Annotated in this window: 18 protein-coding genes; 4 read left to right on the top strand and 14 right to left on the bottom strand. The window is 52.5% G+C overall.

Annotated elements, in window-relative coordinates:
- The first annotated feature begins 74 nt into the window (after positions 1-74).
- Positions 75-3,059 carry a translocation/assembly module TamB domain-containing protein gene (locus V8L70_RS00975; RefSeq protein ID WP_336268526.1) on the top strand — a complete coding sequence of 995 codons (2,985 nt, stop codon included), beginning with the start codon at positions 75-77 and terminating at the stop codon, positions 3,057-3,059.
- A 160-nt stretch (positions 3,060-3,219) separates the two neighbouring features.
- On the opposite strand, the gene V8L70_RS00970 is transcribed toward V8L70_RS00975, so the two are convergent.
- Positions 3,220-3,933: a trimeric intracellular cation channel family protein gene (locus V8L70_RS00970; protein ID WP_336268525.1), complete on the bottom strand. Its 714-nt coding sequence runs from the start codon at positions 3,931-3,933 to the stop codon at positions 3,220-3,222.
- 160 nt (positions 3,934-4,093) lie between these two features.
- On the opposite strand from V8L70_RS00970, the gene V8L70_RS00965 reads away from it, so the two are divergent.
- The 3 genes from V8L70_RS00965 (at position 4,094) to V8L70_RS00955 (ending at position 7,687) form a co-directional block, all read left to right on the top strand.
- A complete protein-coding gene (locus V8L70_RS00965) occupies positions 4,094-4,588 on the top strand; it encodes a nodulation efficiency, NfeD-like protein (RefSeq protein WP_336268524.1) in 495 nt (164 codons plus the stop codon).
- 2 nt (positions 4,589-4,590) lie between these two features.
- Entirely contained in the window at positions 4,591-5,637 is a 1,047-nt protein-coding gene (locus V8L70_RS00960; RefSeq protein ID WP_035584696.1) for an SPFH domain-containing protein, read from the top strand.
- Between the two features lie 250 nt (positions 5,638-5,887).
- Positions 5,888-7,687 carry a GGDEF domain-containing protein gene (locus tag V8L70_RS00955; protein WP_336268523.1) on the top strand — a complete coding sequence of 600 codons (1,800 nt, stop codon included), beginning with the start codon at positions 5,888-5,890 and terminating at the stop codon, positions 7,685-7,687.
- Between the two features lie 21 nt (positions 7,688-7,708).
- On the opposite strand, the gene V8L70_RS00950 is transcribed toward V8L70_RS00955, so the two are convergent.
- From V8L70_RS00950 to V8L70_RS00890, 13 genes are all read right to left on the bottom strand, one after another.
- Complete coding sequence (locus V8L70_RS00950; RefSeq protein WP_035584702.1) at positions 7,709-9,031, bottom strand: DUF2252 domain-containing protein; 1,323 nt, start codon at positions 9,029-9,031, stop codon at positions 7,709-7,711.
- 115 nt (positions 9,032-9,146) lie between these two features.
- The gene (locus tag V8L70_RS00945) at positions 9,147-10,628 is read right to left on the bottom strand and encodes a sodium:solute symporter family protein (RefSeq protein WP_336268521.1); all 1,482 of its coding nucleotides are present in this window, start codon (positions 10,626-10,628) and stop codon (positions 9,147-9,149) included.
- Complete coding sequence (locus tag V8L70_RS00940) at positions 10,621-10,848, bottom strand: hypothetical protein (RefSeq protein ID WP_336268520.1); 228 nt, start codon at positions 10,846-10,848, stop codon at positions 10,621-10,623. The genes V8L70_RS00945 and V8L70_RS00940 overlap by 8 nt, the downstream gene beginning before the upstream one ends.
- 107 nt (positions 10,849-10,955) lie before the next feature.
- Positions 10,956-12,365 (bottom strand): amidase, encoded by a 1,410-nt coding sequence (locus tag V8L70_RS00935; protein ID WP_336268519.1) that lies wholly within the window; start codon positions 12,363-12,365, stop codon positions 10,956-10,958.
- 182 nt (positions 12,366-12,547) lie between these two features.
- Positions 12,548-13,459: a LysR family transcriptional regulator gene (locus V8L70_RS00930; protein ID WP_035584713.1), complete on the bottom strand. Its 912-nt coding sequence runs from the start codon at positions 13,457-13,459 to the stop codon at positions 12,548-12,550.
- A gap of 67 nt (positions 13,460-13,526) precedes the next feature.
- Positions 13,527-14,036 carry a c-type cytochrome gene (locus tag V8L70_RS00925; protein ID WP_336268517.1) on the bottom strand — a complete coding sequence of 170 codons (510 nt, stop codon included), beginning with the start codon at positions 14,034-14,036 and terminating at the stop codon, positions 13,527-13,529.
- Entirely contained in the window at positions 14,026-14,490 is a 465-nt protein-coding gene (locus V8L70_RS00920; RefSeq protein WP_273191565.1) for a c-type cytochrome, read from the bottom strand. Before V8L70_RS00920 ends, V8L70_RS00925 begins: the two co-directional genes overlap by 11 nt.
- Entirely contained in the window at positions 14,483-15,022 is a 540-nt protein-coding gene (locus V8L70_RS00915; RefSeq protein ID WP_273191566.1) for a methylamine dehydrogenase light chain, read from the bottom strand. The genes V8L70_RS00920 and V8L70_RS00915 overlap by 8 nt, the downstream gene beginning before the upstream one ends.
- Positions 15,023-15,040: 18 nt before the next feature.
- Positions 15,041-15,634 (bottom strand): methylamine dehydrogenase accessory protein MauD, encoded by a 594-nt coding sequence (mauD, locus tag V8L70_RS00910; RefSeq protein WP_273191567.1) that lies wholly within the window; start codon positions 15,632-15,634, stop codon positions 15,041-15,043.
- 17 nt (positions 15,635-15,651) lie between these two features.
- Complete coding sequence (locus V8L70_RS00905) at positions 15,652-16,182, bottom strand: MauE/DoxX family redox-associated membrane protein (protein WP_273191568.1); 531 nt, start codon at positions 16,180-16,182, stop codon at positions 15,652-15,654.
- A gap of 6 nt (positions 16,183-16,188) precedes the next feature.
- A complete protein-coding gene (locus V8L70_RS00900; protein ID WP_336268516.1) occupies positions 16,189-17,334 on the bottom strand; it encodes an amine dehydrogenase large subunit in 1,146 nt (381 codons plus the stop codon).
- 408 nt (positions 17,335-17,742) lie between these two features.
- A complete protein-coding gene (locus tag V8L70_RS00895) occupies positions 17,743-18,216 on the bottom strand; it encodes a GNAT family N-acetyltransferase (protein ID WP_336268515.1) in 474 nt (157 codons plus the stop codon).
- Between the two features lie 200 nt (positions 18,217-18,416).
- Positions 18,417-19,052 carry a glutathione S-transferase family protein gene (locus V8L70_RS00890; RefSeq protein WP_273191571.1) on the bottom strand — a complete coding sequence of 212 codons (636 nt, stop codon included), beginning with the start codon at positions 19,050-19,052 and terminating at the stop codon, positions 18,417-18,419.
- Between the last annotated feature and the right edge of the window lie 47 nt (positions 19,053-19,099).

Here is a 19,099-nt window from a genome sequence, read left to right as displayed (position 1 = left end):
CCCGTCACTGCCCAACGCCGCGCATAATGCCACAAAACACGCCCCAACAGGAGTTCTCTGCTAGGGAAGCCACTATGTCAGACGCGAACACTGCTAAAAATCGCCTACCCCGCCTGCTGCTGAGGGTGTTGATTGGCCTGCTGTTTCTCATCCTTATATGGGTGGTAGGCAGCTATTGGCTGCTCAATAGCCAATGGCTTCCGGCACGCATTTCGCAATTCGAAGGTGTCGATATCCGCTGGGAAAAAGGCGCCAGCCGACACCCAGGCCGCTGGGAAGTCGAGGGGCTTTATCTAGCCCGTGAAGATAAAGCACTGCCCATCTCGATTGAGGCCGAACGCGCCACCCTTTCGCTGTCGTTACTGGCCCTGCTGCGCGGCGAGCTGCATATCGGTGCACTGGATGCTGAGGGTATACGTCGCCTGACCGTTGGTGACATCGCCCTCGAAGCTGACGGCGAGCTACAGGTCGCAGAGACCACCTTAAGTCGCGACACACTAGCGATCCCTCAGGTTTCCCTCGCTATCACTAATGGTCGTTTAGTTCGCCTAAGCGATCAAGCCACCTTAGTGCGCGCTATCAATCTTAACGCAGATGCCACGCTCAAAACGATAAACCCTGTCGATGTTGAGAGCGGTGAGTTGAACCCCAATCTACTGGCAACGCTCTCCGCACAACTTCAGTTGGATGCCCAGGCGGATGCCTGGGATGTCTTTATGCCCTACCTAGACGCCCTACCCTGGCTAACCTTGGAGGGGCGCGGGGCGCTGACGGGAGAGCTGGAGCTAACCGCAGGCAAGTTACAACCCGGTAGCGAACTTATGCTGGACGCACCTGAGCTGCGCTTAGCCGTTGATGAGCAGCATTTACGCGCACCGAGTGATTCGCCGCGCTGGATAGTGGCGGATAACCCGTCACCACGCCATACGGCTACCGGGGAGGGCCAAGTTCGCCTAGCGGTTAAAAACGATCAGCTGCATTTTTCGACGCAGTTGACCGATGTCGTATTAGCAGAAGAAGAGCTAGCCGATTCACACCTCGATTCACACACATATGCAGAGCACGCTGAGCTACGCCTGGCCAGCCAAATTCCCAATCAGCGCTTGGATCACCTCGACCTTCCTACAGCAGCAACACTGGCGCTTCAGGGCGATATTACCCGTTTGGATATGCTTAACCGCTACCTGGATACGAGTTTGGACGGACAGGGCGTTCGCCTTTCTGGCCATGGTCAAATCGAGGCCAATGCAAGCATTCGCGGGTCGCGACCTTTTGATGCCCAGCTGAGTATTCAAGCCCCTGAACTAGCAGCCGACACGCTTGGTTTTACTGCCCAAGGCAGCGGCTCACTGAACGCCCAGCTAACCCCCCAAGAAATGATTGAGGCAACGCTGAATTTTAGCCAGGCCACGCTGCATCACCAAGAGCGCCTGCTGCTTGACGATGCCGACATCAGTGTCGTCGCCACGAGCCCCATCGATGCACAACGAGCCCGTGAAGATGCATCCGCGACACTCAGTTGGCAAGCCGCGCGCCTGCCTGATATCAGCGTGCTACAAACTTACTTGGGTTCCATGCTGCCAGCCCCTGCGCCGTTGCAATTGCTTAGCGGCCAAGCCGCCAGTCACGGCCAGCTCAACATCGCTTCAGAACAGCTCAGCGGCGAGGTAAGCTTAGCCGGAGAAGCGCTGACCACTCGCTGGCAGCACGGCGACGAAAGCGGCACCTTAACCAGCGATATGCAGCTTTTACTGCCCATTGAGCAGGCGGCAATAGATGGCTCAGCGCTGAATATCAGTGGCGCTCGATTAAGCTGGCAAGTGGCCGATATCGAGCAACCTGGTGAGCGCTTACAGAGCGTATTGGTCTTGACCGACGGCCAACTTCAACGCCGCGACAACGTACCCAGCGGGCAGTTTGCGCTTGAAGGCAGCGTGCAACGGCTTAGCTTTTTAAATGCTTTTTTACCTGATGCGCACGGTTTAACTATCGCTGGAGAAGGCCAACTCTCCGCTCAAGGCGCCTTTCGCGATAACCGCTTACTGGCACCCACTCGGCTGCGGGTCAACGCCGACCAGCTAGAGGTCTCGTTTTTAGACTATACCGCCACCGGGCGTGGTGAGCTTACCGCCCAATTGGATAGCCCCGAGCAGGCCCAACTCTCGCTTGGCATTCCCCGCTTTGCGCTAAGGCGCCAAGATGATGACAGTCCTCACTTGGAAGGGCGCCACTTCGCCCTCACCACGCAAACCGAGCGCTTTAGCGATGTACTGGAATCCCCCCAGCCCGAGCATTTCACCACCCGCATTGCGCTGCCGATTACCGAGGTGCCCGACTTCACCCGCTACAACCGCTACCTGCCAGAAGGCGCGGGGATTACCTTACTGGATGGCCAGGCCAGCCTGGAAAGCGAGTGGCTGCTGGAGGGGTTAAACGCCCAGGGCGAAGTCACGCTGCGCGCTTTTGGCGCTGAGCTAGCGTTGCTGGACCAGCGGCTTAGCGGCGACTTACAACTCTATCTACAGCTAACCGAAGGTGACCTGGAAACACGACGCTTTACCGCCGACGACTCGTTCTTACGCCTGGAAAACGTTAATCGCCAGAGTGAAAATGGTTCTTCAGATGCTGGTTGGTGGGTGCAGCTTTCAATGAAGGAGGCAACCTTGGCCTGGGAAGATCCTATTCGCCTCGCCAGCCAGCTCCGCCTTGAGATGCGCGATACCGGCTTACTGGCCCGGCTGTTTCTCGCCCGGGCAAGGGACAGCGACTGGCTAGGACGACTGTTGAATGTTCACGATATCGAGGGAACGGCACAACTAGCGATCAGCGGCGAGCAAATTAGCCTGAGTGGCTTAACACTCACCGGCGGCCCACTGTTGCTCCTTTCGGATGTCACGCTGGCCGAGCGCAGTGCCAACGGCGCGCTCTATGCCCGGCTTGGCGTGCTTGGGTTAGGGGTGGAGCTTAACGACAGCGAGCCCACCTTGCGGGTGATTCAGCCGCGCCGCTGGTTTGACCGTTGGCGTGAAGCAAACCGCTCCCGAGGCCCTAACAATTAGACGTTAATGATTAGCCCTTAGGCTTTGTCTGAAAAGTCGGCGAGCGAAGGCCAGACAAGGCAAAAATCGGCGAAAAGACGGAGTTTACGTGTTGTAAATGAGTACTTTGAGCCGATTTTTAACGCCGTATGGTCGAGCGCAGCCAGTTTTCAGACAGAGCCTAGCGTTTTTTGCGCTCACGGCGAATTATCCTCACTCGCTCTTTAGCCTTTTGCGGCGTAGAGAGCGGAGCAGCCTCGTCTTGGATTTTCGGCGGCACCGTGACCCAGGCAAACACCGGCAACGCCAAGTGCCAATGGATCGCCGCCAAACGCAGCCCAAGGGTAACGCCTAGCGAGGCGGCAATCGCTATCGTCAGTGGTGCTTCCAGCGCATGCAGCGCCACGTAGACAATTCCTCCGGCCATCGCCGCCGTGGCGTACACCTCTTCGCGCAGCACCATGGGCACTCGCTGGGCCAATACATCACGGATCATGCCGCCGGCTACCCCGGTCATCATGCCCATCAATACCGCCACCGTGCCTGAGCTCCCCAGCAGCAGTGCTTTATGCGTACCAATCACCGTAAACAGCGCCAACCCAAACGCATCGGCGATGGGCAAAAACCCCCGCGAAAGGCGGTGGATATAGTGAAACCCCATCAACGACACGCCCACCGTGGCTAAAATCACCCAAAGGTAGGTCGGATCCGTCACCCAAAACACCGGCCTAACGCCCAGCACTAAATCCCGCAGCGTGCCCCCGCCAATGCCAGTGACCGCCGCCAACACCAGCATACCAATCGGATCCATGCGCGACCGGCACGCCAAAATCACGCCCGACAGCGCGAACACGATGACACCCGCCATATCCAGCCAGTAGACCACGCCCGACACGCCCTTCTCCTTTTGCTCGCATCTATGAAGGCAGGCAGGATAGCACTCCTGACTGACCAGTACCTCGACCAACACTGCTTAGCAGCTATTTAGAACACCGCCTGTTTAAATGCGGTACGCTGAGCGTTAGATGTGGATAACATTATAAATAGGAGAGCACATGGACTGGAATCCGGCTTATAGCTGGCTAGTACTCGCCTTGTTGCTGAGTTTGGCAGAGCTGACCTCTGGCGCTATGGTGCTACTTGCACTGGGTATTGCCGCTGCGCTCACAGCAGCGGTGACGGCGTTGGGATTAACGCTTCCCTGGCAACTGCTCAGCATGGCGATTTTTACCGGAATATTGTTGCCGATATCCATCATGGTGATTCGTCCGCGCTTCTCTCCGCGTGGAGTGGCTTATGGCACAACGGGCACAGGCGTGGAGAAAGGCAATCACTACATTACCCTTCGCCGCGATTTTGATGATGCCACGGGCATTAAAGTGAACGGCGATTTCTACCGTTTACGTGTACTTGATAACGGTGAAACCGCTTTACCCAGCGGCACCCCAGTCGTATTTAGACGTTTTGAGGGCACCACTGCACTGGTCACGCTACATCAGCCCGCAGATGTCGACTCTCAAGACGACAATTCCCAACGCAAGGAGCCCTAAAAATGGATTTACCGATTAGCCCAGGCTTAATAATAAGCCTTATTATTGTTGTGATCGCGGTAGTGATCATCTCTAAAGGCCTGATCATTATCCGCCAATCTGAAGTAATGGTGGTTGAGCGTCTTGGCTCGTTCCACCGCGTGCTAGAAAGCGGTATTAACATCATTATTCCGTTTATCGAGCAGCCCCGCGCGATCACCATGCTGCGTTATCGCAAAATGGGGGAAGACTATACCGCCATCACCACAGACGAAACCCGTATTGACCGCCGCGAAACGGTAATGGATTTTCCAGGCCAGCCGGTCGTTACCACGGATAACGTCACCGTGCGTATCAACGGTGCGCTCTACTACCAAATCATCGACCCTAAGCGGGCCGTTTATGAAGTAGAAAATATGAGCCAAGCCGTAGAAGTACTGGCCAAAACCACACTGCGTTCGGTGGTCGGTAAGATGGAGCTGGATAAGCTGTTTGAGTCCCGGGCTGAAGTGAATAACGAGATCCAGGCGGCGATGGAAGAGCCAGCCTCCAAATGGGGGGTCAAAATCTCGCGGGTCGAGGTGCAGGATATTGCTATGCCGGAAGAGGTGGAAACCGCTATGCGCCTACAAATGGCTGCCGAGCGTAAGCGCCGTGCGACCGTTACCGAAGCAGAAGGTGAAAAATCAGCAGCGATTGCCATGGCCCAGGGGCAGCGTGAATCTTCAATTCTAAATGCCCAAGGTGATAAAGAGTCGGCGATTCTGCGCGCTCAGGGCGAGCAAGAGTCGATTAAGCTGGTGCTTAGTGCCATTGGCGACAGCGAAGAGAATAAACGCACAGTTGTGGGCTACCTGCTTGGCCAGAGTTATATCAAGGTGTTACCCAATATGGCAAAAAATGGCGAGCGCGTTTTCGTACCTTACGAGTCCTCTGCTCTGCTGGGATCGATGGGTATGTTCCGTGAAATGGCGGGCTCACCTGAGGATACCGTGGCTAACCACCTTAAAAACCGCAGCGACAGCGACTTTCGCAGCGGGATCGTAGGCGGTGCTGCCAGCGGTCACTAATCGCGTTAGCAATGCGTACGCTGAAAAAGCGATAGGCCGGGCCACTGAGTGGCTCGGTTTTATTTTGCCCTGATGGCAAATAACCGGGCGGCTCAACGTTGAAGTAGATGTCATCGCCTAAGCTAAGTTTTTAGGTAAACTGTTAGTGGTTCAAGCCTATAGACCTTCCACAGCATCCACGCGAGGTAATCAGCCAAGTGACTGCATTGATGAGTAGATTGAACGCTACCCGTAGATGAGGACTCTCACCATGCTGCCCTGTGGGTTAGTCTTACGCCATGGCATTCTGCTAACGATGGCCTTTGTCATGCTGTTGGTGTTTTCTGTTGGCCTTCAAGCCGACACCTCTTCTCAACCACTGCAAAGCTGGGAGTATCGCTGGGGTGACTCTCCTTTCGATGCTGATAACCACCCCCAATGGCTGCAAAGCGACTCAACCGAGTGGCAAGGGATCGATACCCCTTCTAATCCACCCGGTCGCAACGGGCACGAACACCTCTGGCTACGCACTACAGTGCCCGCCGGTGATTGGAGCGATCCTGTCCTTTTTATCACCAGTATTAATTTGATTGGGCAAGTTTATCTAGGCGACGAGCTCATTTATCAATATGGTGAATTTGACGATCAAGGCAAAGGCGATTTTGCGGGTTGGCCCTGGCACATGATCGATCTACCCGAGAATGCCGCCGGTCAGACGCTCACCTTCCGCTTCTACTCTTACTACACCAGTATTGGCTTATGGGGCCAAGTTCAGATAATGGAGCGCATTGAGGTTCTAAAACAAGTTATCCACGACTCCACCCAGGATCTCGGTGTCAGTGCGTTGGTATTGGTACTCGCTATCCTGGCCACTATTTTCGCGCTAATAGGCCCCGAACGACGCGGCTTTGGGTCAATTGCCTTGTTTGCCTACGCTTCGGGGTTAATGCTGCTGGCTGAGACGCCTGCTCGTCAATTCATTGCCGATGGGCCACTCGCCTGGGACACGCTGCGCGCAGGTAGCTATTACACCTTGCCAGTGGCATTAGGCTTGCTACTCAGCCACTGGCTGGAAGGCACCGCTAAGCGTTGGATAACTCACTTGTGGGTTATTCACTTAGCGTACTTGATTCTTGCAATTGGTTTGGTTCAACTGGGGGTCTTGAGCCTTTCACTAACCTTCCCGGTCTTTGATGTCATGCTAGCCTTTACGCTTCCCGTGATGTTGGCGCTTGCGCTCATGCGTTTTAAAAGGCTCAGCCTTGAACAACGGCTTTTAGTAGTGAGTTTTACCTTTTTTGCCCCGCTGCTGTTGGCCGACATGGCGGTCGCCCACGGTTTTGTAGGCTGGCGTAGTGTGCCTTTGAGCTATGGCACACTGGCTTTTTCTTTGGCTAACGCGGCTATTTTTCTGTGGCACTACCGGCATACACAGCAACAGCTTGCGATGGCCAATGAGACCCTTGAGCAGCAAGTGGCTGCGCGAACCGCCGACCTTGACCGGCTAGTTCAAGAACTGGAAGGACTCTCACGCAAAGACCCGTTAACAGGCCTGCATAACCGACGCCATTTCGACATGGCATTTGAACACCAGTGTCAGCGAGTTAAGCAGCATGCCAGTCAACTTTCCGTGCTAATGCTGGATGTGGATCATTTCAAACAGATTAACGACGATTTTGGTCACGATGCAGGAGACGCTGTACTGGTCGAAATCGCTCTGTTACTGCGCCACCACCTACGGGATATGGACGTGATCTGTCGCTTTGGGGGTGAAGAATTTATTGCCCTGCTGCCCGCGACCTCTCGAGTTGCTGCTGAATCACGCGCCAAAGCGCTGTTAACATCCATTGCTCATCAGGCATTTGTCCATCAAGGCACCCCACTACGTAAAATCACGCTCTCTTGCGGTGTTGCAACGTATCCTGATCACTCTCAAGACCCTAAGAAATTACTGCGCCTTGCTGATGAAGCGCTTTATCAAGCCAAGCACAGCGGCCGTAACCGCTGTGTGGTATGGGAAGAGACACTTGAAGAGCAGGGGTTTATGCTCGGTAAACAGCAGCCTCAATAATCACTCATGGTATTGGTTTGATTATGCAGAACCCGTCGCCAGAAAGTGATCGATAAACACAGCGTAATCCTGCTCTGTGCAGTCAGCGTAGGCCACCGCCAGTGTTGACACTACCTCAACAAACAGGTCTTCACGACCTTTTAATCGTTGGCAAACGGCCTTTGCAAAGCGTGTTGAGTCACCTTGGTTAAGCGCCTTAGCACCGCGCAGGTGTTCACGGGCGAGAATTTCTCCCCACTGCTTTGCCAGTTTTCTATATGACTTAGCTCCCGAGAGCTTATGGGTAGGAAAGTCTTTCTTGAACGGCGAGCGCTCACGCACCGAAAACACCTTTCCGTTCATGGTTAGCCAACCAAGATAGGCGTCTGGGTGCTCGGCAATGGCGTGGAAGGCAGCTGCATGACGGATGGCTTCGTTGGGAAACAACTTACGCCACGCCTGCTGCTGGTTTTTATCCATTAATCGAAACGCTTCAGGGGGAACCTGCTCTTTGACATCCAGGATGATGTCATCGTGCTCGTGTTCAACACCACCTTCAATCAAGACGTAATAGCGCTCCACACCTAACGAACCGGTACCTGCATCCAAGCGTCGTGCCGTATCTTTGACGCGGAAATGGTGGGGATCGCTCTCTTTAATAGCGTGTTGCAGCGTTTGCTGATACTCCTGCTCAATTAAGCGGCGGAGTTGGCTGGCCACATCCGCCGGCAGGTTAGCGAGCTTGCCAGGCCGCTCAGCGAAATGGCGGCCTTGCTGCTCATCAAGTGTCGTCCACTTTTCGAGCATGCGAGCACGACTCTGTTTATCGGCCACTTTACTCATAAAGGGCTTTAGTGGACCTTTGGCGCTATCAAGCGTGACCGCTTCCACCGGCTTGCCGTCGACGTGGTCAGCCAGCGTTTGGCAATAGCCCTCTATTAACTTTTTAAGCGCTTTATCGATCGCTTTTGGATCTAACTCCGCGTTTTCACGACCATCAAGCACGGCACTTATGGCCAGTCGCCACAGATCGTATTGGTAGTCGCCAATCAACGCATCGTCGAAATCATCCATGCCATAGCGGACTTGATCATCATGATGACCATAGGCGCCGAAGTTGTAGACATGAGCATCGCCTTGCAGCCAAGTTTGAGTTTCCGGCCAGCCGCCAAACAGGGCAAAGCGCCAATCGTGCCATACATCATTCCAGTACAGATGGTTGCTACCGCGGTAAAAGCGGTAGGGCGACGCAGCCATTTTGGCGTACTTGGCTTGGCGGGTGGCCGCTGGCAAGGTCTTATTCGCCTGATGGGTTGCCTCAATTACCCGCTGAGGGCGGTTATGTCCAGTCAATGCATGACTCATCGAATTACCTTAGTTAATGCACAAAAGTTAATGCAAAAAAATTGATGCAAAAAAACACTTTGTTATAAAGGTAGTCGATAACCATGAATAGATTAAGTCAGTGGCTGCCCTACACTTATTGACTCAAGCGAGTAAATCCACGAGGGGCGGCAATACGAAAAAATCGCTCGACCACCTCCTCGTGGGTAACCGGTGTCATCAATGAGACCGCCACAAACACCGGTAGGTTGAGCATCAGCCCCCAGAACCCCGCATGTATCCCCAGCGGGTGCGGCCAAAGGGTAGTAAACGCCACGGTAATCAGAAAGCCCGCCACGATACCGGCCATCACGCCTAAGCGAGAAGCGCGGGGCCAAAAGAACATACCGATAAAGGCAGGCAGTACCTGGGAAGCAAACCCCAGCCCAACCAACAGAATCATTACCAAACTGCCGGGCTCGGCAATCGCCAACGGCGCTACCACTAAGAACATAATAGGCAGAATCAGCAGCCGGGCTAGTTTGCCGGTCACACCATCAGAGAGTTTTAACACCGGCTGAAGCACATCTTTGCTCAGCGACAGCGATACCGAGTGAATAAACGGCTCGCTAGAAGACATTGAGGCTGCCAGAGTGCCTGCGCCGAGCAGTCCAACCAGCGCCACCGGTAAGTGTTGCATGGCGTATTCGAGTACCACGGTATCGGCCCGGGCCAGCTCCGGCAAGGAGAAAATGCCGATAAAACCAACAACAACCATCGGCAGAATGACGACATAATAAGTGGGCAACCAAGTAGCGCTGCGACGAATAGTGCGCGCCGAAGAGGCGCTCATCCACTGGGTCCATACCGGTGGCATAAACGAAAACATCGAAACGATGATCGAGGTCGTCCAGAAGCTAAAGCTCATATCGCCGCCTGCGCCTGGCAGAGTGAGAAACTCGCTATGCTCCGTTTGAATGCGTTCGAATACCCCGGCAAAGCTCAGCCCGCCGGTAGCGCTGTGCACAGCCCAGAGACCGACCGCCCAAGCCACAATCAGCATCAACACGCCTTGAAAGGCATTGGTGCGACCAATCGCGCGTTGACCACTGGCATAGAGGTAAACGGCAATGCAGGCCAGTACCAGCACGACACCTAGCCAAATCGGAATCAAACCGCCGCTCATCACAAACAGAATATACGCCGAGCCAATGGTTTGCAGCACCGCGTAGGCAGTAGAGCCGATCGCCATTACGAGCGCCGCCAGTGCGCCCAGCGCGGGGCTCTGGTAGCGGTCGGAAATGGCGCTTGCCTGAGTCACGTGACCAAACTGTTCACCAAACTGCCACACCTTGGGGCCAAAGTACCACGCTACCAACGCCAGGTAAGCAAGGTAGATCGCTACATAAAATACTGCGACGCCTTTGGAGTAAGCCCAGCCGGGCGCACCCATAAAGGTGTAAGCACTCACACTGCCCGCGGCAATCAACAGGTAGAGCGTCACCGGCCCCATGCTGCGTCCTGCCACGCCCCACTCTTCCAGGCTATTCATGGAGCGCCCTGCCCTGGCGCGTAGGCCAATCACCATCGCAATGGCAACATAGGTCAAGGTAATCAACAGTGGCCAGGGGCTACTCATGGTCGTCTCGCTCCACAATGCGGTTGCCGATCAGCATCACCACCACGCAGGCAAAAATCACCAGGTAGCTCCACACCACTATCAACGGCAGGCCCATCACCAAGGTGGCCCGGTTCACTAACCCAATCACCGGCCACGTACCCGCCAGCAACAGCGCCACGAACGCGATTAACAGCCCCCAGCCCGCCCGAGAGGTAGGCAGCACCAATAATCGTCCCATGAGTATTCCCCTAAGTTTTAAAGACGGTTTTAAAGACGGTTTTTAACAACCGCTGTTTAATAACCGTTGTTTACGATGGTTGTTCTAAACGGTTTTTTAAAACGGCTTTATTGTGCCCCCATTTTATCCGTTGGCAGCGTTGGCCAGCGCATGGGTAGCGCCAAGCGCTCTTCAAGCTGTCGCGCCAGCTTGAGTACAAAATGATCCGCAAAACGCGGGCCAACCAACTGCACCCCCATAGGCATATTGCCGCTACTGAACCCAGCGTTAAGGGAAATAGCGGGCTGCTCGCCCATATTCCACGGCACGGTATAGGCAATGTGCTCAAAAGGCTGACGCGGATCATTAGTCGGCGATGGCCACTCAGCCGGAAAGGCGATATTGGGGGTGGTGGGTGAAATCACCGCATCGACCTCATCAAATACGCTTTCGGTAGCGCGTCGCATCATCATGGTTTGCTGGAAACCTTGCACCGCGTCTACGCCACTTAAGCGTGCGCCGCCGTCGGCCCAGGCTAAAATGGCGGGTAATACCTGCTCACGCTCTTCTGGTGAGAGCTTTAACAACTCGCTCCACTGGCGGGCCTGCCAGAAGTGATCCAGCCCATCCAGCATTTCACGGGTCAGCACGGGTGCCAAGGGCACTAGCGTTGCCCCGGCGGCTTCTAACTGCTTGGCAGCCTGCTCGACATGTTGGCGAATCTCATCATCCAACGCCAGCCCACAGCCCGCCTCCATCATCACGCCAATCCGCAGGCCTTTTATGTCTAGCGCTAGGTTCATCCAGTCGATCTCTTCGGGGGGCAGGCGCATCGCGTCGCGCCGATCCGTGCGGGCAAGCGCCGTCATCATAAGCGCGGCATCCCCGACGCTGCGGGTCATGGGCCCGGCACAGCGGCCCACATAATACGGATCTATGGGTACCCGGCCCAGCGTAGGCTTAAAACCGACGACCCCGCACCACGCCGCTGGCAGGCGTACCGAGCCACCAATATCGGTACCCACATGCAGCGGCCCTAGCCCAGCGGCGGCCGCCGCGCCCGCGCCCGCGCTTGAACCACCGGTATTGCAGGTCAAATCCCACGGATTGCGGGTTAGGCCATGAAAAGAAGAAAGCCCGGATGAGAGCATGCCAAAATCAGGGCAGGTGGTTTTTGCCAACAGCAGGGCATTGTCTTCCGCTAGGCGCGCAGCCGGGGGTGCATCCTCATTGGCAGTAGCCTGCTCACCCAGCCCCGTGCCCACCGGCACCGGCATCCCTTTAGTGGCAATCAACTCTTTAAGGGTGACCGGAACACCATCCAAACCACCGCTTGGCTCGCCTTTTGCCCAGCGTTGGGTAGACGCTTCTGCAGCTTTAATGAAGGCATCGGGCTGATAGGCATACAGCGCGTTAATGTGCGGCTCCCAGCTGTTGATATGCTCAACCAGGGCGCCTGCTACCTCACTTGGCGAGAACGTATGGGTTCGGTAGCCCACTAGCAACTGCGTGGCGGTTAGTTGGTATAGTTCAGGCATCACATCACCTTTTGCTGTTGTTGTCAGACGGCTGTTTTCAGGCAGTCGTTATCAATAAGCTCAGCATGAACCCACACAGCGCCCTCTGCCATTTCAATATTGACCGCAGCGTGTCCACTTTTTGTGTGCACTCCACTCTTTCGAGATCTTTCAGGTTCAAGATCTCTTAGGCTCAAGCCCTTTCAGGATGGCGGGTCTTGCCGGGTTTGCAGTGCACTCGCCAGCAGCGAAAGGCATGCCTCGGTGGCAAAGCTGCGCTGGCGATGGCGATAAACACAGAGATCAATCCGCGCTGCTTCGAGCTCTAAAGGAGATAAGGGAATGCTGACGAGTTCGCCTAACTGACACTCTCGAGCTACCGCCATCGGCGGCAATACCAGCACGCCTGCGCCGTTAAGGGCGAGTGCTTTTTGGGTTTCCAGTGAAGCAGTTTTGAAGGTGGGAGCCAGCACTATCCCGGCCTGATGAGCGGCGCGCTCCAGCGCTTGGCGAGCGCCATAGGATTCATCAGGTAGGATCAGCCGGTGCTCTGCCAAGGTGTGAAGACTCACCTCAGAAGCCGCGGCCAAAGGATGGCCTGGGGCCATCACTGCATGGTGATGCAACTCGGCACTCGCAAAGGGCACAATGTCATCATGGCGGGGCATAAAGAATGACAGACCAATATCTGCATCGCCTCGGCGCAGTGCCTCCACCATTTGGCTAGCGCTGGCGATGCCGATATCAAAACTCAAATGAGGATAGCGCTGCCCCATCTTGGCTAACGCTGGGGCTAACAGGCCAGCCACAACACCTTCCGCCACCTGCAAACTGACCCGGCCAGTGCGTAAACCTTTAAGGTCGGCAATATGCTCCTGCACCCGCTCAAGATCACGGAGGGTACGCTGAGCTTGGGCGGCTAACAGTTCCCCCGCGGCGGTGAGGCTAATGCCATTGGGGCCGCGTTCGATTAGCGGTGCGCCAAGCTGATGTTCCAATAAATCGATCTGTCGGCTAATCGCCGTGGGGGCGATATGCAGCTGCGCCGCAGCCTGACGTAAAGAACGGCAGCGAGCCACGGTATCGAAGTAGCGCAATGCACGGCCACTGATCATAAGGGCCCTTAAAGCTCCATCTGCCTCAACATTACTGTAATGGTTTCGCCCCTGTATTCAAAGCTTGTTAAGGCCAAGGGTATTCAGGAAGCTCGACTCCTTCACTAGCAAGACGCTGCGTGATACTGCGACGAAGTTCAACAACATCCGCCACTTCCTGGCTCCTTAGGTTATCAACCTCCTCTTCAGTAAAGTAATTAACTTTTTGGTCAGCTTGTCCCCAACGATCTACGAGATAGTTCATGACAGATGCTATGTCATTATTCGGCATACCAGCGCCGACTACTCCAGGAACATGCATTAAATAGAGACGCCCCTCTTCATCTTCAAAAAACCTGTTAATGAACCCAGGAAAAGGTGGAATACCTGCGTGTTCCACCCCCGTTCCATTCTGCCCATGACACCCTGCACAATGCAGTGAGTAATTGACATGAGGTGAACGTCCTGATTTTAAGTTCTGAGCCCCTGTTGGCTGCCATTGCTGAGTTGAATTATGATCTCTGGCTAGTAGCAGCCCAGCGTGGCCCATTGCTATAGCTGAGACCATCAACCAGGGCGCTATTGATTTACTGTTCATTGCCCCCCCCAGCACTACTTCGCTTAGCTCTTAATAAGCCATGATTCATCGGCTCGTTTTGGAGCGCTTCAACATCGCTTTCTGACGTAGTTACTGACAGGCCATTGAGGTCAGAAAGTACATAATCTGCGATATTGACAAGATCTGATGATTCAATGTGCGCCAATGGTGGCATCACTAATCCCTGATACACTTGACCATCAACTTCTAATTTGCCACTCATGCCGTTAGTAACGACGCCAACTAAGTAGTAGAGAGACGCTTGGCTACCTAGAGATTGCCATAGTTCCGGGTTTTTTAGTGGTGGCGCCAACCCTGGGGTTCCTATGGCGCCTACTCCATGGCAACTGCTACAATTTTGCTGAAATAACGATTCTCCCGATGCTAGCCCTTGCGGGCTAGCAACTATAAAAGCGCTTAAAAACAATATATTTAGATATCGTATATCAGGCATCAGCAAGCCCTACTACTACCGAAACCGTACAGTGATAGCCCTTGTTGGTATTTGCCATGCACCAATTGATATCATTGTGGAGACCCATTCTGTAACCTGGGCGCTCACCTTCGCTTCTAAAGCAAAAATTAGCGCTAGGAACGGAAGCACGTCCACAACAATCATTATATGAAACTAAATAGTCTTTATCGTCATTGGGATTCCGACAAGTTCCAACCCAAGCCACCTTAGATGCTTCAGACCCTGGTGGGCAACTCGTTAATGAACCGCCTGATTCAGAACAAAGATTGCCGTCAAGTGCACAGTGCTTCCAATAAGCACAGTCATTCTCATCAGATACCACGTCACTCGCCATAGCGGCTCCGCCAAGTGAGCGGTCAAAAGGTAAAATCGGCATTAACATAGCGCCAGCAAACAGGGTACTCGCCTTCGCTAAGAATGATCGACGACCATGTTGCTGGGCTACATTGCGGACTCCTTTCTCAGAAGTTTTGTCTATAACGTTAAAAATAGTATCTAGTAAATTAGCCATAGCTACATCCCTCGCTGATTAAAGTTGAGCTTCTTTACTCGCTAGATCTTGAATAGATGCATAGCCAGTTTCGAGTGCATTAAAAAGGCTTTCCAACTGCTCCCTAGTATTGACGAGCCCTTTAGCCTTCACGACGCCTTCTTCGTCTAAAATAACAGCAAATGGAAGCCGTGAAACACGATAAGTCACACCAAGCTGCTCTGAAAGTACATAAGAAAAACTGCTTAGTTTCATAGACTCGATAAAGTTATAGTGATTTTTCTCTTCACCATCACTTGCCAAGATAATTGAAAGCCAATTGGACTCTGTCTTATCAATAGATTTAAGTACTGGCAGTAATTTTTTGCAGATTGGGCAAGTGGGGGATAAAAAAAACACCAATGTCTTATTATCCGAAGGGCTACCTATTTGCACTTTCCCTCCAGTTAAACTAGGCAGATTAAAGACAGGTGAAATCTCACCGACTTTTGGTCCACTGTCATTAACCATAGCTCCTACTGGTGCTATGCGCTCGTACAAAATACCAATCTGCCGGGCCAGCACAAAAAAACCAAAACATAAACCCAAAACCATCAGGCTAAGCAATGAAACAGCAAATATTAATAGCGTCATGATGTTATTCTCACATTTCAAGTTTGGCGAAGATTTGATAACAAGCGGTTATTTTCCATTATTTTTCCCAACACGTTGTAAGACAACCAGAGGGCACTGCCAGCAAGCATTGCAACCACAAGCTCTAAATGGCTAGGCTGACTCGTATCGTAAATCGCGGGGAGCAGAGCTAACGCTGCTAATAGTAGGTTGCGTAACACCAAAGTCCACGCTACCGGATGAGCACTACCACCACAACCGCAGTCAATTAACCGATGTCCGCGCAGCAAATTAACACTCATAGCGACAGCATAAACGAGCAACAAAGCGCCAATTCCTAACGCAGCAAAGGTTGCTGTAAAAGGAAAAACAAAGAGCATCACGAGTAGCACTTCTGCGACAATAAGTCCGCGGGCGGCATTCTCTTCAAGGAATCTAGGCAATAGTTGATAGTTAGCAACTAGACCTAGAAACCTGCCGTAGTCCTGGGTTTTATGCCATGCCGATTGTGCGAATAAAAGCGCCAATAACACTAAGGAAGTTAACGCCACAAGCTCTGAGATGTTCATAGGCACTTACTTCCCTGCAATTGCATAAACAGTCCAGTCGCCGACGCTTTCCAAGCTGTGAGTCTCTTTAAGTTCAAATCCGGCGTTTGTATTAACATCAAAACGTGTAAGCGTACTTTCTTCATCCAAACCAAACAGTGTAGGCACCTCATTGCCGGTGACTGAAATAGATGACAGTTCATGAACAGGCGTCCGACTTAATACTTCCCCGCTACTCATATCTACAGCCCACACTTCCTCGGCAGCGTTTTTATGGCTACCCTCATAAGCGCCTGAGTGCATGGTAACGAATAACACATCGTTAGCTTCATTATAAGCAGAAACATCCACTCCACCAGGTGCCCAATCACCTTCGATATTGCCTGTTATAGAGAACTTATTAACTAAAGTCGGCGCATCGCCTACATCCGAAACTTCGTATACATTGCCAAAAAATGACACAAACAGTAATTCATTACCAGCGCGCTCACCTCCTATAAAAACAGGATCGGAGTGAGCATCAAATACAGCTTCGCTATATTCTGGAGATCCAAACTTATTATCACTTTCTTGAGAAAATGTTTGGAATCGTCCATCACCACATGCGGTGGTAAATTTCACAGAATCAATTCCAGGATAAATCCCGAAGCATCCTGGAGTGGGAATTTCTTCTATAAACTCTCCCGACTGTAAATCAACTACTGAAACAGAAGTCGCCGGAGTGGCATTTTGGATAAAGGCATAATTATCATCATAAGAAAGAGCAAGCATGGCGCTTGAGGGAGCAACTTGAACGGCTTTTTCTGGAATGACTATTTCGCGCTGTAAGCTCAGCGTATCAACATCGAACTCTTGTAGCACTACTTCGGTTGGTCCGTAGGTGATTCTCTGAGCATAAGAAGACATACTATAAAAACTCTTGGAATCTTTACTAGTTGCCATTTGCCCAACAATGCCAAAACTCAGATTACCTTTTAAAGTTAGGTCTTCTTGAGAAATAATGTTAACACGACTTGCTCCACTCCAGAGTTGATCCAAAACAAACACATTTGGCCCTGGCTCAATACGCTCCATAACGGTTAGTTTTTCAGGAACAAAATCTTCACTGGCTTGGACAGAGTTGATTAGCGTTACACTACCTAAAGTGATCAGAGTTAATTTTGACCAATACATTAACGACCTCCTGAGATTTTTTTGAGCAACTTTAGCTTTCGCTAAGAAAAAGCATAAATCATGCCAGAAAAAAATCACCAACAAGCCAAGAAGAGAAATAATTATTAAATTTCAACACTTTAGATTAAAATATATCAATCTGAATTTAAGAATATTACTCTATCACTCTTAAAAATATTCAACACATGCACTGAAATGGCTCCTTGTAAGCCTAGTAGGCTCACTTTAATGACCATAAATTTCGCCACGCACTACATACCTATTCATCGTCGCCTTACTCCGCTTTGCAGTTGCTGATAACCACTACTGCGCAGGCAAAACAAAAATCGGCGACAAAAACCGAAGCCGTACTCGATTTGATTGGCCGCCGGGAGCATGGTGTTTTCGCGTGAGCGAGCTTCTCTATAGCTAGACCAACTGCCTCAACATCACCGTGACAGTTTCGCCCCGGTACTCAAGGCTTTCTACATCCTGCCAACCCAGCCGTCGATAAAGCGCCTGTTGATCAGGGGTATAGAGATAGAAACGCTTAAAGCCATGCGCAGCTGCTTCGGCTTCTACCCGGCGTACCAACGCAGAGGCAATACCCTGCCCCCGCCATTCGGGCACGACGAATACGGAGGCCAGCCAGGGGGTAAATTCGCGACGAATACTCATATCATCGACAATGAGGCTAGCGGTCCCTACAGGGTTGTTCCCTTGCATCGCCATAAAGATGGAAGGCACACCGCCCTGTCCACAATTTGCCTGAGTACGTTCAATGGCTTGCTTTAGTGTGATCCCAGGATGCAAATGGCCCCAGGCTTCATATGTCCAGCCCGCGACTACTTCAGCGTTAGGATCGTCGGCTCTTAGCCGCTGGAGAATGATATCGCATTGCATAAGTAGCGCCTGTCTTATTTAGCACAAGCAAATACAGTAGCGATATATGGGTAGGCTGGCTAGCGCCGATACCTCCTGCACACGCCGCTAGCCAGAGATCTCACCGCCATGCGCTGTAAAAAAAACTGCAACCAGATAGGGCTAATCTCACCTTGCAAGCCCTGTTCGCTTAAGGGCTGGGCAGCAGCACGTTCAATTCATCAGGCGGTCACAGGCTTTAAGTGCTTAGCCAGTTCATCATCCAACTCATTGGCCCGCTTGGCTGCTGGCCTACTTTCCATGCGCTCAATGTACTGCTTGAACACCTCGTTGGGCGGGATGTTCTTCTGCATCGTTTCCCACCAGAGGTAACTGCTAACCAAGATATCTGCGGCAGTAAACTGATCGCCGCAGATATAAGCATTTTCACTGAGTGCTTTTTCAAGCGTATTGATACTGTCTTCCACTTGGCCACAGCCGACAGCCTGTGCGTTACTGCTGTCGATTTTCCAATCATAAGTCATGGCGCTGGTGGCCATTTCGAACGGGCCCGCCATAAAAAACAGCCAGCGATAGTAAACGCCACGTTCGGGAGATTGTGGGGGCGGTGACAGCTTTTTATCTGGAAACTGATCTGCCAGGTACGCGCAGATAGCCGCTACTTCCGTCACCACAGTGTTGCCATGTTTGATGGCAGGCACCTTCCCCATGGGGTTGATGGCCAAGTAGTCCTCGGCTTTCATCTCTGAGCCATACTCCATCGCTTTTACCGAGTAGGCTATGCCTACCTCTTCCAGCATCCAGCGCACCACGCGCCCGCGAGACATAGGGTGAGTGTAAAACGTTAGCTCTGACATATTAGGCTCCTTTTTCAGTCTATTTTTCGATGACATTAGGTACTGCC

Origin of the sequence: Vreelandella arctica, assembly GCF_037070215.1 — a bacterium.
Taxonomy (GTDB): domain Bacteria; phylum Pseudomonadota; class Gammaproteobacteria; order Pseudomonadales; family Halomonadaceae; genus Vreelandella; species Vreelandella arctica.
This window is presented reverse-complemented; position numbering and strand designations above follow the sequence as displayed.

Excerpts from the sequence above, each read along its gene's own strand:
- V8L70_RS00975 (WP_336268526.1), top strand. The coding sequence starts at position 75 with ATGTCAGACGCGAACACTGCTAAAAATCGCCTACCCCGCCTGCTGCTG.
- V8L70_RS00965 (WP_336268524.1), top strand. The coding sequence starts at position 4,094 with ATGGACTGGAATCCGGCTTATAGCTGGCTAGTACTCGCCTTGTTGCTG.
- V8L70_RS00960 (WP_035584696.1), top strand. The coding sequence starts at position 4,591 with ATGGATTTACCGATTAGCCCAGGCTTAATAATAAGCCTTATTATTGTT.
- V8L70_RS00955 (WP_336268523.1), top strand. The coding sequence starts at position 5,888 with ATGCTGCCCTGTGGGTTAGTCTTACGCCATGGCATTCTGCTAACGATG.
- V8L70_RS00950 (WP_035584702.1), bottom strand. The coding sequence starts at position 9,031 with ATGAGTCATGCATTGACTGGACATAACCGCCCTCAGCGGGTAATTGAG.
- V8L70_RS00945 (WP_336268521.1), bottom strand. The coding sequence starts at position 10,628 with ATGAGTAGCCCCTGGCCACTGTTGATTACCTTGACCTATGTTGCCATT.
- V8L70_RS00940 (WP_336268520.1), bottom strand. The coding sequence starts at position 10,848 with ATGGGACGATTATTGGTGCTGCCTACCTCTCGGGCGGGCTGGGGGCTG.
- V8L70_RS00935 (WP_336268519.1), bottom strand. The coding sequence starts at position 12,365 with ATGCCTGAACTATACCAACTAACCGCCACGCAGTTGCTAGTGGGCTAC.
- V8L70_RS00930 (WP_035584713.1), bottom strand. The coding sequence starts at position 13,459 with ATGATCAGTGGCCGTGCATTGCGCTACTTCGATACCGTGGCTCGCTGC.
- V8L70_RS00925 (WP_336268517.1), bottom strand. The coding sequence starts at position 14,036 with ATGAACAGTAAATCAATAGCGCCCTGGTTGATGGTCTCAGCTATAGCA.
- V8L70_RS00920 (WP_273191565.1), bottom strand. The coding sequence starts at position 14,490 with ATGCCTGATATACGATATCTAAATATATTGTTTTTAAGCGCTTTTATA.
- V8L70_RS00915 (WP_273191566.1), bottom strand. The coding sequence starts at position 15,022 with ATGGCTAATTTACTAGATACTATTTTTAACGTTATAGACAAAACTTCT.
- mauD (WP_273191567.1), bottom strand. The coding sequence starts at position 15,634 with ATGACGCTATTAATATTTGCTGTTTCATTGCTTAGCCTGATGGTTTTG.
- V8L70_RS00905 (WP_273191568.1), bottom strand. The coding sequence starts at position 16,182 with ATGAACATCTCAGAGCTTGTGGCGTTAACTTCCTTAGTGTTATTGGCG.
- V8L70_RS00900 (WP_336268516.1), bottom strand. The coding sequence starts at position 17,334 with ATGTATTGGTCAAAATTAACTCTGATCACTTTAGGTAGTGTAACGCTA.
- V8L70_RS00895 (WP_336268515.1), bottom strand. The coding sequence starts at position 18,216 with ATGCAATGCGATATCATTCTCCAGCGGCTAAGAGCCGACGATCCTAAC.
- V8L70_RS00890 (WP_273191571.1), bottom strand. The coding sequence starts at position 19,052 with ATGTCAGAGCTAACGTTTTACACTCACCCTATGTCTCGCGGGCGCGTG.